This is a genomic window from Pseudogemmatithrix spongiicola (genome assembly GCF_030623445.1).
In the GTDB taxonomy this organism is placed as follows: domain Bacteria; phylum Gemmatimonadota; class Gemmatimonadetes; order Gemmatimonadales; family Gemmatimonadaceae; genus Pseudogemmatithrix; species Pseudogemmatithrix spongiicola.
Genome location: NZ_CP130613.1, coordinates 3,100,080 through 3,114,623 on the forward strand (window position 1 = coordinate 3,100,080; position 14,544 = coordinate 3,114,623).

Genomic DNA, 14,544 nt, shown 5'->3' on the forward strand with positions numbered 1-14,544 from the left:
GGGGAGCGGATGCCGCGTTGCCCTGACATTCGCCTCCCACCCCTTCGCGCTCAACCCCGCGTCGCGCTGCTGCGTAGCACGGGGAGTCCCACCCCACCCAGGAGCCCGTAGATGTCACTGTTCCGCCGCGCGACGCTCGCCGCCGCCTTGCTCGCCTTGGCCCCAGCCGTGGCCGCGCCGCTGGCCGCGCAAGCCACCGCCGACTCCGCGCGCCTCGAGCGCCTCAAGGCCGAGGCGCTGACGCGCGTCGAAGGCCGCGCCAAGCTCGTGCAGGAGATCATCGACCATCTGTTCTCGTTCTCCGAGCTCGGCTTCCAGGAGTTCGAGACGCAGCGCTACCTCACCGGATTGCTCGAGCAGAACGGCTTCCAGATCACGCGCGGCTACGCGGGGATGCCCAGCGCCTGGGTGGCCCGCTGGGTGAGCCCGGCCGGCGCGCGGCCCGTCATCACGATGGGCTCGGACGTGGACGGCATTCCGCAGTCGAACAACAAGCCGGGTGTCGCGTACCTCGATCCGCAGGTCCAGGGCGCGCCGGGCCACGGCGAAGGCCACAACACCGGCCAGGCGGTGAACATCGCCGCGGCGCTCTCGGTGAAGGAACTCATGATCCGCGACCGCATCCCGGGCACGATCGTGATCTGGCCGGGCATCGCGGAGGAGCAGATGGCCGGTAAGGCCTTCCTCGTGCGCGAAGGCCTGTTCCGCGACGCCGACGTCGCGCTGTTCACGCACGTGGGCAACTCACTCGGCGTCAGCTGGGGCCAGAGCGGCCAGACCGCGCTCGTCTCGGCCATCTTCCGCTTCAAGGGCACCAGCGCACACGCCGCCGGCGCGCCGTGGCGCGGCCGCTCGGCGCTCGACGCCGCGATGCTCATGGGCACGGGCTGGGAATACCAGCGCGAGCACAACGAGCTGCCCACGCGCTCGCACTACGTGATTCTCGACGGCGGCGACCAGCCGAACGTCGTGCCGCCCACCGCGAGCATCTGGTTCTATTTCCGCGAAAGAGATTACCCGCGGACGATGGCGCTGTTCGAGGCCGGCAAGCGCATCGCGCGCGGCGCGGCCATGATGGCGAATGTGGAACTCGACACCGTGATGGTCGTCGGCTCTGGCTGGAGCGGCCACTTCAACAAGACGATCGCCGAAGTCACGTACGAGAACATCAAGCGCGTCGGCATGCCGACCTGGAGCGACGAAGACCAGGCACTGGCCCGCGGGCTGCAGCAGGAGCTGGGCGGGCAGCCGCGCGGTCTGTCGACGGCCGTGGAGTTCACGCTGCAGGGCCCGACGCCGGAGAGCCAGCGCATGGGCGGCGGCTCGGACGACATCGGCGACGTGAGCTGGAACGTGCCGACGGTGACGCTGCGCTACCCGAGCAACATCCCGGGCCTGCCGGGCCACAACTGGTCGAGCTCGATCGCCTCGGCCACGCCGATCGCCCACAAGGGCGCCCTGCAGGGCGCCAAGGTGCAGGCGCTGACGATGCTCGACATCCTGCTGCGGCCGCAGGTCGTGGCCGATGCGTGGAAGTACTTCCGCGAGGTGCAGACGGCGGAGACCAAGTACACGCCGTTCATCTCGCCGACGGACCAGCCGCCGATCTGGATGAACGCCGACATCATGGCGCGCTACAAGCCGGAGCTGCAGAAGTACTACTATGACGCGCGGCGCTACCGCACGTACCTCGAGCAGCTGGGTATTCGCTACCCGACCACGCGCGCGACGCCGAAGCCGAACATGGACGAGAACGACGGGCGGTAGTCAATTGGCTGGGCTCCGTGACACTGCGTTCACCACGAAGGCACGAAGACACGAAGGAGATCGACCAGGGTAGTATCCCTTGGGGGTCCGCACCGAAACATCGGCGCGGACCCCCAAGGCCTTTCGCGCCACCCACAGAAGCACGTCCTTCGTGCCTTCGTGTCTTCGTGGTGCAGTTCGGTGTTTCTCAAAGCCGCGGCGCCGCTTGCCAGCGCGTGATGCCGGGCACACTTTCAGGGCGCCTGTCCTGACGCCCCTCACGCTGAGATTTGCCCGTTGTCGTCGAAAACCTGCGCGAACTGCGGCACCACGCTCGACGCCGATGCGCTGTTTTGCCATCGCTGCGGCCTGAATCTCACGCAGGAGTACCGCGCAACCCCGATCGGGAACGTGAAGGTCGAGGACGTCTCCGACACCTTCCGTCGGCTCCGCGAAGCGATCGGCACGCGCTACGGCATCGAGCGCGAACTCGGCCGCGGCGGGATGGCCACCGTCTTCCTCGCCAAGGACCTCAAGCACGACCGCGAGGTCGCCATCAAGGTCCTGCACCCGGACCTCGCCGCGACCATCGGTGGCGAACGCTTCGAGCGCGAGATCAAGCTCGCCGCCAAGCTGCAGCACCCGCACATCCTCGGGCTCTACGACTCGGGCGACGCCGACGGCCTGCTGTACTACGTGATGCCCTTCGTGAAGGGCGAATCGCTACGCGACCGCATCGACCGCGAGAAGATGCTGCCGATCGAAGACGCGATCCGCATCACGCTCGAAGTCGCGTCGGCGCTGGGTCACGCGCACGAGCAGGGCATCATCCACCGCGACATCAAGCCGGAGAACATCCTGCTCTCCGGCGAGCACGCGCTGGTGGCCGACTTCGGCATCGCGCGCGCCGCCACGGAAGCCGGCCAGCAGAAGTTGACGCAGACGGGCATGGCCGTCGGCACGCCGGTGTACATGGCACCCGAGCAATCCACCGGCGATGCCGTCGGCCCCACGGCCGACATCTACTCGCTGGGCTGCATGCTCTACGAGATGCTCGCCGGCGAGCCGCCGTTCAACGGCCCGAATGCCATGGCCATCATGGCGCGACATCTCATGGAGCAGGTGCCGAGCATCCGCGTGGTGCGCAATGCGGTGCCGGAGGAGATCGAGCAGGCCATCTTCATCGCGCTCAACAAGGCCCCGGTGGACCGCCCGCAGACGGCGGCCCAGTTCGCCGAGCTGCTGAGCGGCATCTTCGGCGCGACGAGCACGATGCGCGTCATGCGCGGCACGCGCTCGATGATGACGCCGATGCCGATGACGGGCACGTTCACCGTGCCGCCGCCGCTGCCGTGGTACAAGCGGCCCGAGACATTTTGGACGGCATTCGGCGTGACGGTCGCTTCGGTGGCCACGGCCTTCGGCCTTTCACAGATGAACGGCGCGAAGGCGCCGGCGGCGCTCAGCGCCGAGCAGCGGCGCATCGCCGTGCTGCACTTCACCGACGCCAGCAAGGACTCGTCGCTGGGCCCGGTGGCGGAAGGTCTCACGGACGGGCTCATCCGTACGCTGGGTTCGAGCAGCAGCGTCACGGTCATCTCGCGCGACGGTATCGAACCGTATCGCAACGCGAGACTCGCCCCTGACAGCATCGCGCGCACGTTGCGCGTGGGGTTCCTCGTGCGCGGCGAGGTCGAACCGGTCGGCGACCGCGTGCGCGTGAGCGTACGCCTCGACGATGCGAGCGGCGCACGGCTGGAAAGCGGCGGCTTTTCCGTCGCGCGCGACAGCGTGCTCGTGCTGCAGGATTCCATCGGCGCGCTCGCTGCGAACCTGATCCGCGGCCAGTTGGGCGAGGAGCTGCGCGTGCAGGCCCAGCGCATCGCGACGTCGAGCCCAGCGGCGTGGCTGCTCGTGCAGCGCGGCATCCAGGAGCAGCGTAGGGCGCAGGCACTGCCCGGCGCCGAGCGCGAACCCGTGTGGCTGCGGGCCGACTCGCTCTTCGCGGAGGCGCAGGCGCTGGATACGCGCTGGGCCGAGCCGCATGTGCGGCGGGCCAGCGTCGCACTGACGCGGGCGCGCGCGAGGAACCGCAACCAGCAAGACGAGATGCGCGCGCTCAGCGCTGAATCCAACGCGCATGTCGAGGCCGCCCTCGCCCTCGATCCGAACAATGCGGACGCCTTCGAGGTCCGCGGCACGACGGCCTTCTTCGGCTGGAACTTCAACCTCGAGACCGACCCGGCGCGCCGCGACGTCGCCCTCGCCAACGCCCTGCGGGATCTCGAGCGGGCCACGACGATCAACCGCCAGCAGGCGAGCGCGTTCTCGACCCTCGCGGCGGTCTACGCCAACACGCCCGGCAAGACCGCGAACGACATCTACCTCGCCGCGCGACGCGCCCTCGAGGTGGACGAGTTCCTCGCGACCGCCAACATCACGCTCTCGCGCCTGGCCAACGCGACCTACGACCTCGGCAACTCGGACGCGGCGCGGCAGTATTGCGACCAGCTGTATCGCCGGTTTCCCAACGACGTCCGCGCGTGGCGCTGCCAGCTCAACAACCTGAGCCTGCCGGGCGCCCAGCCGGAGATCGCGCGGGCTTGGACCTTGGTCGACTCGGTGGTCGCCCGCACCGCGCCGGCCGACACGGCCCACTGGCGCCGCACGGGGAACATCCTGGCTGCCGGTGCGCTCGCCCGCGTGAGCGGCGGGAGCGGCCCGCTGGCCGACAGCGCCCGTCGCGTGCTGCGCCGCAACGTCGGTGACGCGAGCGTCGACCAATTGCGCGAGCTGGCCTACTACGCGGCCTTCGTCTCGGTCATCCTCGGCGACCGGGAAGACGCCTTCCGGCTCCTGCGGGAGTACATCGCCGCGAACCCGAACAAGGCGCGCATCCTGCGGGACGATCCCGGCTGGTGGTTCCGGGCGATCGCCGACACGCCGGAGTACCGGCAGATCATGGGCAGCGCGCAGTAGCGCTGGACGGGTCGGCCTAGGCCTAAGTGTTGTAATTTACGTCACTTGCGAGGGCTGTCACACAGTGACACTTTAGCGCGGGCTGATTGCCCGCCTCCCCTACAAGGATTTGCAGAATGCGCAGGACCCGGATCGCCGCAGCCTTCCTGCTCGCCATCGTCGCGAGCGCGTGCGCGGACCTCCCCACCGACTCGCGTCAGACGTCGGGCATCATCGCCAACTCCGGCACATGCACGGCGACGCTGAGCTCGCTGCTCGCGCAGGCCGATACCGTGTTCGGCGCAGGTGCACCGAACGTCAACTCGGTGGTCGGGAAGCTCAACAACCTCGATCACCACCTGAACAACAACAACCCCGCCGAGGCGAAGAACCGCGCCTTCGAGATCGTCGCGTTCGTGCTCCAGAAGGAGCGCGAGAACGATCTCGCTGGTACGGCGGAGGAGATCGCGCGTTTCGTGAATGCGATCTATTGCTACGCCGGCCTCGACATCACGATCAGCGATCCGGCCAACAGCTGGCTCATCTATCCGTCGGACTCGGCCCAGATCGTCTACGGCCTCGATTCCACGACGGGCATCTCGTTCCCGGGCACGCCCGTCGGTGAGCCGTCGATGCTGACGGTCGAACCGTTCAACGGCACGTTGAACACGGTGCTCGACCAGTTCCCGGGCTTCATCTACATCCGCCTGCAGAATGCTGGCAACACGGGGCTCACGGGCCGCGTGACGATCAGCGTCTGCGCGACCGGCGTGCCGGAGAGCGTGAACCTCAGCGACCTGCGCCTCGGGCACGGCATCAACGACAACGCCGGGTTCGAGATCACGCCGCTGCCGACGGCCGCCGACCCGGTGGAGCCGACCCTCGATTGCGACACCAGCGCGCCCTCGTTGTCGCTGGCGGCGCGCATGGTCAATCGAGTGGCGTCGTTGCTCTCGCCGCGCAGCGCGCAGGCCTCGGCCACGATGATCCGCCGCTTCGGCGGTGGCGTCAGCGGCACGGCGAATGAGTTCAGCCCCTTTGCCCCGGTCGATGGCGCGCTCAGCTTCGGCGGCGGCGTCAGCGGCACCGCGAACGAGTTCATCCGTACCCCGTCGCTGCTGCTTGAAGAAGGCACGACGGAAGTCATGAGCAGCCTCGATCCGTGCAGCACGACCTCGGTGGGCGCGGACGTCCCGACCGAATGCTTGCCGGTCGTGACGATTCAGACGCGCACCGTGGGCACCAAGCTCGAGGGCGTGCCGGTGGATTGGTACGTCCCGGCGACGAGCGGCGGCACGATCGCCGCACGCAGCGGCATCGACAGCCAGATCAGCTGCGGCACGTTCGGGCGCACGGCCAGCACGGTCACGACGGACAAGGGCAACGCCGGCGTGTGCTGGAACGTCTCGACGCTGGGCACGTACACGGTGGTCGCCAAGGCCCGCGTGGGCGGCGACGCGCCAGAGGGTGTGCGCTTCGTGAACGGCGCTACGGGCGCGGACTCGGTGATCTTCACCGTGACCGTCACACCGGTGACCATCAGCATCGTCGCAGGCAACAACCAGACGGCACCGGCCGGCTCGTTGCTGCCGATCGCGCCGACGGTGCGGGTGCTCGATGCCAACGGCCAGCCGGCGGCGAACGTGCTCATCGACTGGGCGGCGTTCGGCAATAGCGACGCCAGTGTCTCGGCGACGCCGACCCGCACGAACAGCAGCGGCGAGGCCTGGACTAACTGGACGATCGGCGCCGGCTACAACGAGTTGCGTGCGATGGTACGCAATGCGCCGGACACGGTGGCCGTCTACTTCACGGCCTCCGGTTCGAGCGGTACCACGTCCATCAACTCCTGCCCGATCGGCGGCGGCCGCGATCCGATCAACGACCCGTCGCGTCCATACGGCTTCTGGGTGCCGGGTCCGGCCAACGGCATCACGATGCGCGAAGTGGATCTCTACTTCGGCGCGTCGGGCAAGGCCAATGCGCCGACGACCTACCAGATCGCGTTGATCACGCGGCGCGGCGGCGGCTTCCTCGGATCGGTGGTCGACACGACCATTGTGCCGGTAGAACTGCGCGGCAACGCCAGCGAGAACAAGCGGGCGACCTTCCGCCTGCGGAATCCGATCGTCGGCCGCACGGGCAACGCCTCGTCGAGCGCGAACGCGGTGGCCATGCGGTTGGTCGTGATTTCGAATCCCGACGGCGCGACGCTGAACTTCAACACGGGCCCCTGCCCGCTCGGCAACTGCAAGCCGGACCGAGAGTGCACGGCGACCGAGGTGAATCTCAACTCGGTCACTACATCGAAGCCGCTCGGTGACGTGTTCCGGCGGTCGGTCGGCATACAGATCCGCGGCAACTAACGGCAGTCACCACGGAGACACAGAGGCACGGAGACGGCAACTGCAGGAACGCTTGGGGGCCCGCACCGATGTTTCGGTGCGGGCCCCCAAGAGTCTTGCCGTACTCGAGCAGTCTCCGTGCCTCTGTGTCTCCGTGGTGAACGCCGTTTCCGTTCAGTACCGGAAGTAGTGCGTGTACTTCACCACCAGCGCCCCGCGCTGCGGCTGCATCAGCTGGAAGGCCCGCTCGGGGACGGTCGGCCACACGGAGTTCCACACGACGAACAGGTCCGAGCCCGGCGACGGCGTCCAGCGCAGGCGGGCGTTCAGCGCCGCGCGATCCGACTGGTCGTCGTACTGCACGAAGCCCGTGAGCGTGAGCCGCGGGTTCACCGCGTAGTCCCCGCGGAGTCGCCCCGTGTGCGCGACGAAGTCCCCCGTCGGCAGCGTGACGTCGTTGCGCTCGAACTCCACGAAGAACTCGTAGTGCGGCTGCACGCGCACGCGTAGCGAGGTCTCGAAGTCGAAGCGCCGGCCGTCATAGAACTCGCCGACCGACGTTTCGATCCGCGGCACCACCTGTCGGAGGTTCGCGCCCTGCAGCACCAGCTCGGCGCGGCTCCACCAATACTCGCCGGCCGGCACCGTCGTGCCCGGCACGAGCGTGAACGTCGTCCCCGGCGCGTCGAAGATGCGATACAGGTTCAGCTCGACGCGGTCGCCGCTCTGGAACTGCGCGCCGATCGGCCGGATGTTGAGGTTCGCGTTATCGAGCTGGCCGCTGTCGGCCCACACCGCGTTGTAGCCGAGCAGGTTGAACTCCCAGCGCCGGATGACCCGCGCGTCCTTCGGGCGCGGCGTGATCGCCGTGTTGCCGGCCAGTCGGTGGATTCCGCGCTGGATGACGAAACCCAGCGACGGATCGTAGGCCTGCTCCACGCGATCGTAGCGCATCACGATGTCCGCGTGGTCGTTCGGATAGTCGACCATGAAGCGGTAGTGCGCCCCGACGTCGCCGCCGACGCTGTCGCGGCTCCACGCGGCATTGCCGAGGAAGACCAGGTTGTCGCCCTTGCCAATGATGTACGGGAGCTGGAAGTCCACGCCGCCCGCCACCGAGCCGGGGCGCGACGCCCGATCGCTGTACGTGCCCATCGCGCCGATGAAGCCGCGGCCGAGCACGTCGCGGCGCACGCGCAGCACGCCGTCGCTCACGGATTCCGCGCCCTCCGTGCGCGCCGCGATCGCGCCCACTTGATAGCGCCCGAAGCGGCCCTGCATGCGCGCGCCGTAGGGAATCGTCTGCGGCAGGCCGCCGGCGCCCAGCCCGATGCGCCGCGAGTAGAACATCTGCGTCTGCTGCTCGCGGCCGAACGCGAAGATGCCCGCGCCTTCCGTGAAGAACGGTCGCCGCTCGGGGAAGAACAGCGGGAAGCGCGTGAGGTTCACGATCTGGCGGTCGACGTCGGCCTGCGCGAAGTCCGGGTTCGCCGTGAGGTCCACGGTGAGCGTGCGCGTGAGCGGCAGCTTTACGTCGAGGCCGGCGCGGCCGAACGCCGTCTCCTGCTTCGCGACGGTCGATGAGCCATCCGGCGAGAACAGGCGCTCGACGGGCGCGGCTTGGCCGAGCACATAGGGCCGGAACTCGGCGCGTGCGCGCGGCGGCAGGCCCGAGAAGCCGGCGATGGTGCCCTCGCGTTCGAGGAAGCGCAGGCCTTCCGTGCGGCGCCACGCACGCCAGAGGAGTTCCTCGTTGGTGCGCGGCATGAAGCGACGGAAGTTCATGCCCATCTGCGTCACGTCGTCGGGGTAGCGCAGCGTCGCCCAGGGAATGAACATCTCGGCGGTCCAGCCGTCCGCGTTGATCTGCGTGCGCACGTCCCAGACGCCATCCCATTCCTCGTTGCCGTCCTCGAAGGTGACGTGTTCGCCGTCCCACATCGCCCCGTTGGAGTTGGTGCGGAAATAGAACCCGCTGCGCCGGTCGGACAGCCCATCGATGACCATCGAGACGTAATCGTCCGCCCGCAGCTCGGCGTCACGACGCAGCTGGGTGCGCCGCACATTGCCGATGTCGCGGTCGTAGATCCACCAGCCGACGACGAGTCCCTTCGGCGTGGCGAGGAGCCGCACGACCGTGCGTTCGCTTGGCGTTCCGCCCTCGACCGGCTCTTTCTGGCGGAACTCCCAGATCGAGTCCGCCTGCGCGTAGGCGGGCTCGTCGAGGAAACCATCGAGCGTGATGTTGTCGGGCGTCGTGAAGACACGGGGCACGCGCTCGGCGGCGGCCGAAGCCTGGGCGCCTGACGCGAGGGGGAGCAAGAGCGAGAGCGCCAGGGCGGCGAGCGGGCGAATCATCGTGCGCAAACTACGCGGGGCGGGAAGGGAGTGCTGGGCACTTGGGAGGATTCCCGACGGCGTATGGAGACCCCGACGGGTAGAATTCAGGGCAGACCCGCGGGTATTCCCAGTCCACTCGCCCTCTCTCAGAGCATCGTCATGCGCACCATCCGCCTTCTCGCCGCTGCCGGCGCTGCCTTCCTTGCCTCGCCGATGCAGGCCCAAGACGCCACCCCGAACGGTGAGCTCACCTATCGCGTCGTCTGCGCGGCCTGCCACACGCTCAACCCGCCGTATGAGAAGGCACCGCCGATGACGCACATCGCGCGGCACTACCGCCAGGCCTTCGCGACGGAAGCCGAGGGCGTAGAGGCCATCGTGCAGTGGGTGACGAAGCCCGAGGTCGCCCGCTCGAAGATGCCCGCGCATGCGATTGAGCGCTTCGGCCTCATGCCCGCGTTCCCGCTGCCCGAAGCACAGCTGCGCGACGTGGCGAAGTACGTGTGGAGCCTGGGCGCGCCCGCGCCGGCCACCGCCGCACCGGCCGCCGGCGCCGCGACGCACCAGCACAATCCCCCGCGCTGAGGAGTCCCCGATGATCCGCATTCGACTGGCCGCCGTCCTCGGCGGCCTCGCCCTTGCTGCGCCCATGCTCGATGCGCAGGAGATCAAGGAGCGCGAGATCCGCGCGCATCTCGAGTTCCTCTCCAGCGACCTGCTCGAAGGCCGTGCCCCCGCCACGCGCGGCGGTGCGCTCACCGAGGCCTACCTCGCGGCGCAGATGCGCTACCTCGGTCTCGAGCCGGCCGTGAATGGCTCGTACCTGCAGCGCGTCCCGATTGACGTGGTCGCGGCCGACCGCAGCTCGATGCGCGCCGTCGCGAGCGGCAAGGCCACGGCGACGTTCCGCGCGCCCGAGGATGTGGTGCTCTGGGCGGGCTCGTCGACCGAGACTAGTGCGGCGAAGGCCGAAGTCGTCTTTGTCGGTTATGGCGTGACGGCGCCGGAGTTCCGCTGGGACGACTTCAAGAACGTCGATGTGCGCGGCAAGATCCTGCTCGTGCTCGTGAACGACCCGCCGGCGCCGGCAGCCGAGCCGCAGCTCTTCGGCGGCAATGCGATGACGTACTATGGCCGCTGGACCTACAAGTTCGAGGAAGCCGAGCGCCGCGGCGCGGCGGGCATGCTCATCGTGCACAACACCGAGCGCGCCGGTTACGGCTGGGCGACGGTGGTCGGCAGCTGGGCCAAGGAGCAGCGCATGCTGCCGCGCAATCCGCAGCTCCCCGCGCCGCTGGGCTTCCGCGGCTGGATCACCGAAGACGCGACGACGGCGCTGCTGCGGCAGGCCGGGCTCGACCTCACACGCCTCCGTCGCGACGCGGAGTCGCGGAACTTCCGTCCCGTGGCCACGGGCATCACGCTGGACGTGGGCTTCCGCAACACGGTGCAGCATCTCGAGAGCCACAACGTGATCGGCCGCATTGCCGGTTCGGATGCAAATGCCGCGAAGGAGCACATCCTGCTTTCGGCGCATTGGGATCACCTCGGCATCGGGCCCGCGGTGAACGGCGACAGCATCTACAATGGCGCGCTGGACAACGCCTCAGGCACGGCGAACCTGCTCGCTCTGGCGCATGCGTTGGCGCACGGGCCCAAGACCAAGCGGTCGGTACTCGTGGCGTTCGTCACGGCGGAGGAGAGCGGACTGCTGGGCTCGGACTTCCTGGCGCTCAATCCCGTGGCGCCCACTGAGCAGATCGTCGCCAACCTCAACGTGGACGGCGGCAACGTGCTCGGCGAGACGCGGGACCTCACGGTGCTCGGCGACACCAAGAGCTCACTCGGGCCGCAGATCGCGGCGTTGATCCAGCCGAAGGGCATGCGCATCTCGCCGGACGCGCATCCGGAGCGCGGGTATTTCTATCGCTCGGACCACTTCGCGTTCGCCAAGGTGGGAGTGCCGTCGGTGAGCATCGGCGAAGGCGATGACTTCGTGGGGCGGCCGCGGGAGTGGGGGCAGCAGCAGGCGGAGGATTACACGACGCATCGGTATCACCAGCCTGGGGATGAGTACCGCGCGGATTGGGATTTGCGAGGGGCGGTGCAGTTGACGACGATCGTGCTGGAGCTCACGAGAGAGTTGGCGAACTCGGGGGTTTGGCCGACGTGGGCACCGACGGCGGAGTTTCGGCGGGCGCCGAGGATGTAATGGAACGGCAGATGTAAGATGTGAGATGTAAGCTGTGAGACTTCTGGTGAGAGGGGATGTGGGAGATGGGACCGGCGACTGCTGGGCGGACAGCTCGTGAACTGCGTTATGGCCTTCTCGCTGCACTGCGAGTGGGGCAATGCGTGGGCGCGGTGTTACTCCTCGTGGGTGGGCTGTCTCCCCTCGCGGCGCAGACGGTCAATCGGGATTCGGTGCGTGGGGCGATCGAGCGTGGGGTGATCGGCTCTGATTGGGGGGCGATTGACCGGGCGGTGGTGGCGCTGCGCGCGGCGACGCAGTCGGTGGCGGGGCGCAGTGATGCGTGGCTGCATTACGACTTGGCGTATGCGCTGCATCGGCGGGCCAGCGGGTTGATTGTCGAAGACCGCGCGAGTGCGGCGAAGGCGATGCTCGAGGAGGCCGTGGCGGCGGCGGGGCGCGCGCGCACGCTGGGCGCTGGAGCGGCGGCGCAGGGGCTCGAGGGCGGCGTGACCGGGCAGCTCGCGGGTGCGGCGGGTGGGCTCGCGTTGATGCGGTTCGGGCGGCAGTCGCTACGCCTGCTCGATGAGGCGGTGGCGGCGGCGCCGAACGATCCCCGCGTGGCCTTGTTGAACGGCATCACGCGGGTGAATGCGCCGGCCTTTGCGGGCGGCGGGGCGGCGCGCGGCGAGGCAGAGCTGCGCCGTGCCGTCGCGCTGTTCGCCACCGATCGCAGCGTGAGTCCGCAGCCCATATGGGGGCGTGCGGACGCGCATATCTGGTTGGCGATCGCGCTGGAGAAGCAGGACAAGCTCGCCGAGGCGCGCGCGGAGCTGACCCGGGCACTGGAGCTCGCGCCCGGTCATCGCTGGGTCGTGGAGACGCTGCAGCCGCAGTTGGCGCGGCGGCGCTGACGGCTACTGCGGGAAGACCGCTCGGATTCCCGCCCGCGCGATCTGCGCATCCTGCTGCGAGGTCACGCCGCTGACGCCGACGGCGCCGATGACGCGGCCCTCGACGATTATGGGCACGCCCCCTTCGAGCGGCAGCATGCCCTCGACCGCCATCAGGACCGTGCGTCCGCCGGCAACGGCGTCTTCGAGCGCCTTGGTCTCGCGGCGCCAGCGCGCGGCGGTGCGGGCCTTGGCGCGCGCGATGTCCACGCTCTGCTGGTGCGCGCCGTCGAGCCGGGCGAAGAAGAGCAGCTCCCCGTGATCGTCGACGACGGCGATGGACACCCCCCAGTTGTTGCGCTGGGCTTCCTCGGCGGCCGCGGCGGCGATGCGGCGAGCGCCCTCGAAGGTGAGCGCGGGCTGCGGCGCGACGGCGGGCGCCTGGGCGGCGAGGGCGATCGGCGCGATCGCGACGAGGGCCCAGGCGAGCACGAGAGAGCGAGCAATGCGGAGCGACATGGGAATCGTGACGGAGGTGGACGTGCGCGAATCGCGATTGTGCAGTAGCATATACGCAACCCTTACGGAGTGGGTGGAATGTCCGGACTCGACGACAAGTCGATCGCGAACCTCGTCAAGAAGATGCAGAAGCAGGCCAAGCCGCGGAACGTCGAGGCCAAGACCTACGATGCCACCGCGCCGCAGCGCGTGACGGACGAGAAGGACCAGGAACGAGACCGGATGTTCAAAGAAATGAAGCGCCGCGAGTTCTAGACTCGCGGCGCTTCGCGCCATCGGGCTCACGCGGACGTAGCGTCCGCGGCAGAGGGTCGCTCATTCCCAGTTCATAGGCCAGCCGCCAGGCGCGTGAGCAGGTCGGCGACCTCGGCGGGCACCTTCTTGCCCCGCTGTGCGCGCAGGTGATTCGTGAACGCCCGCGTGCCGTTGCGCAGCTGGGCGCAGAGCGGCGTCGCGTGGCCCGGCACCAACGTGCGCACCAGCGTGCAGAGATCCGCGGCGTTGACGGTCACCGTGAAGGTCGTCGTGGCGGTGGCGCTGTTGCCTGCGCTGTCCGTGGCGGTCGCGGTGAGCGTGGTGCTCCCGAGCGGCAGCGTGTAGGCGGCCGCGTTCACTGTCGGGCAGACGCTGCTGGCGATGCCCGTGCCGGCATCCGTGGCGCTGCAACCGATGTTGATGGCGTCGAGGATGCCATACGTCCCCGCGTTGCCGGTGAACGAGATGCTCGGCGCCGTCGTGTCGGTCTCGTCGCCGTCACCATCACCGTCGTCATCGCCGTCACCGCCAGCTGGCGGCACAACGCTGAGCGTATCGATGCGCGTGGGCGGCGCGGTCGGCGGGCCGAGCGTCGGTTCGCTGCCCGTGCCACCGCCCGTCGTCACGTTGCCGACTTCCACGAGGAACAGCGCGCGGCGCTCGTTCGCGCGCAGACGGTTGAAGCCCTGCGATTCCCAGCGCGGATCGGAGAGATCTGCCGTGCGGAAGTCGTCGAAGATGAAGCGGCCCGTCTGGTTCAGGGTCGTTCCGCCAGCAATACAAATTGGCGGCGTCGACGTCGGAAGCGCAGCGCTCACCGGGTATCCGGCAATGATGCCGCAGTGCATGGTCGCACCCGACGGCGAGTTGACGATGAGCACCTGCATGTCGCCGGCGCCGAGGACGGCGTCGCCGTTATCGATGAAGAAGCGCACGTACATGCGCCTGACGTCGGCGATCGGCCCGCCGCCGTGCGTCACCTGGCCGAAGAAGTCGAGCTGGCCGCCGAACTGCGTGATAATCAATCGCCAATCGGACACGCCCGGAGGGAGCGCGCCGAGCGCCGGATTGTACGCGTACACCGTGCTGCTGAACACGCTGCAGATCGGATCGCTGGGATCCGCGCACAGCTTGGGCTCGATGGCCCGTGACGTGCGCAGCGACGTGCCGGGTGCCGTGACTTCGCCACACGCGGCCACGGTGAACGCGACGGCGAGAGCCGCCAACAGAGAGTGCAGACGAGCGCGCATGCCTGAGGAGATGTGAGATTTGCTGGACAAATACTGAACACCGATAA

At 68.6% G+C, this 14,544-nt stretch carries 10 protein-coding genes; 7 read left to right on the plus strand and 3 right to left on the minus strand.

The features are described from left to right. The first annotated feature begins 111 nt into the window (after positions 1-111). The 3 genes from Strain318_RS14200 to Strain318_RS14210 all read left to right on the plus strand — a co-directional run bounded on the left by Strain318_RS14200 (position 112) and on the right by Strain318_RS14210 (position 7,070). Positions 112-1,767 (plus strand): peptidase dimerization domain-containing protein, encoded by a 1,656-nt coding sequence (locus Strain318_RS14200; protein WP_367886352.1) that lies wholly within the window; start codon positions 112-114, stop codon positions 1,765-1,767. 276 nt (positions 1,768-2,043) lie between these two features. Further along, entirely contained in the window at positions 2,044-4,725 is a 2,682-nt protein-coding gene (locus tag Strain318_RS14205; protein WP_367886353.1) for a serine/threonine-protein kinase, read from the plus strand. A gap of 116 nt (positions 4,726-4,841) precedes the next feature. Next, complete coding sequence (locus Strain318_RS14210; protein WP_367886354.1) at positions 4,842-7,070, plus strand: hypothetical protein; 2,229 nt, start codon at positions 4,842-4,844, stop codon at positions 7,068-7,070. 153 nt (positions 7,071-7,223) lie between these two features. On the opposite strand, the gene Strain318_RS14215 is transcribed toward Strain318_RS14210, so the two are convergent. Further along, positions 7,224-9,407 (minus strand): carbohydrate binding family 9 domain-containing protein, encoded by a 2,184-nt coding sequence (locus tag Strain318_RS14215; protein ID WP_367886355.1) that lies wholly within the window; start codon positions 9,405-9,407, stop codon positions 7,224-7,226. A 141-nt stretch (positions 9,408-9,548) separates the two neighbouring features. Here Strain318_RS14215 and Strain318_RS14220 point away from each other — a divergent pair, with 141 nt between their 5' ends. From Strain318_RS14220 to Strain318_RS14230, 3 genes are all read left to right on the plus strand, one after another. After that, positions 9,549-9,974: a c-type cytochrome gene (locus Strain318_RS14220; protein WP_367886356.1), complete on the plus strand. Its 426-nt coding sequence runs from the start codon at positions 9,549-9,551 to the stop codon at positions 9,972-9,974. 10 nt (positions 9,975-9,984) lie between these two features. Further along, positions 9,985-11,601 carry a M28 family peptidase gene (locus tag Strain318_RS14225; protein WP_367886357.1) on the plus strand — a complete coding sequence of 539 codons (1,617 nt, stop codon included), beginning with the start codon at positions 9,985-9,987 and terminating at the stop codon, positions 11,599-11,601. Positions 11,602-11,753: 152 nt separating this feature from the next. Next, positions 11,754-12,494: a tetratricopeptide repeat protein gene (locus Strain318_RS14230; protein ID WP_367886358.1), complete on the plus strand. Its 741-nt coding sequence runs from the start codon at positions 11,754-11,756 to the stop codon at positions 12,492-12,494. A 3-nt stretch (positions 12,495-12,497) separates the two neighbouring features. Here the strand turns inward: Strain318_RS14230 and Strain318_RS14235 are convergent, their stop codons facing one another. After that, entirely contained in the window at positions 12,498-12,932 is a 435-nt protein-coding gene (locus tag Strain318_RS14235; RefSeq protein ID WP_367887932.1) for a GlcG/HbpS family heme-binding protein, read from the minus strand. A 138-nt stretch (positions 12,933-13,070) separates the two neighbouring features. Between Strain318_RS14235 and Strain318_RS14240 the strand changes: the two genes are divergently transcribed. Further along, entirely contained in the window at positions 13,071-13,247 is a 177-nt protein-coding gene (locus Strain318_RS14240) for a hypothetical protein (protein ID WP_367886359.1), read from the plus strand. Positions 13,248-13,318: 71 nt separating this feature from the next. Here Strain318_RS14240 and Strain318_RS14245 read toward each other — a convergent pair whose 3' ends face one another. After that, positions 13,319-14,497: a hypothetical protein gene (locus Strain318_RS14245; RefSeq protein ID WP_367886360.1), complete on the minus strand. Its 1,179-nt coding sequence runs from the start codon at positions 14,495-14,497 to the stop codon at positions 13,319-13,321. Positions 14,498-14,544 lie beyond the last annotated feature (47 nt).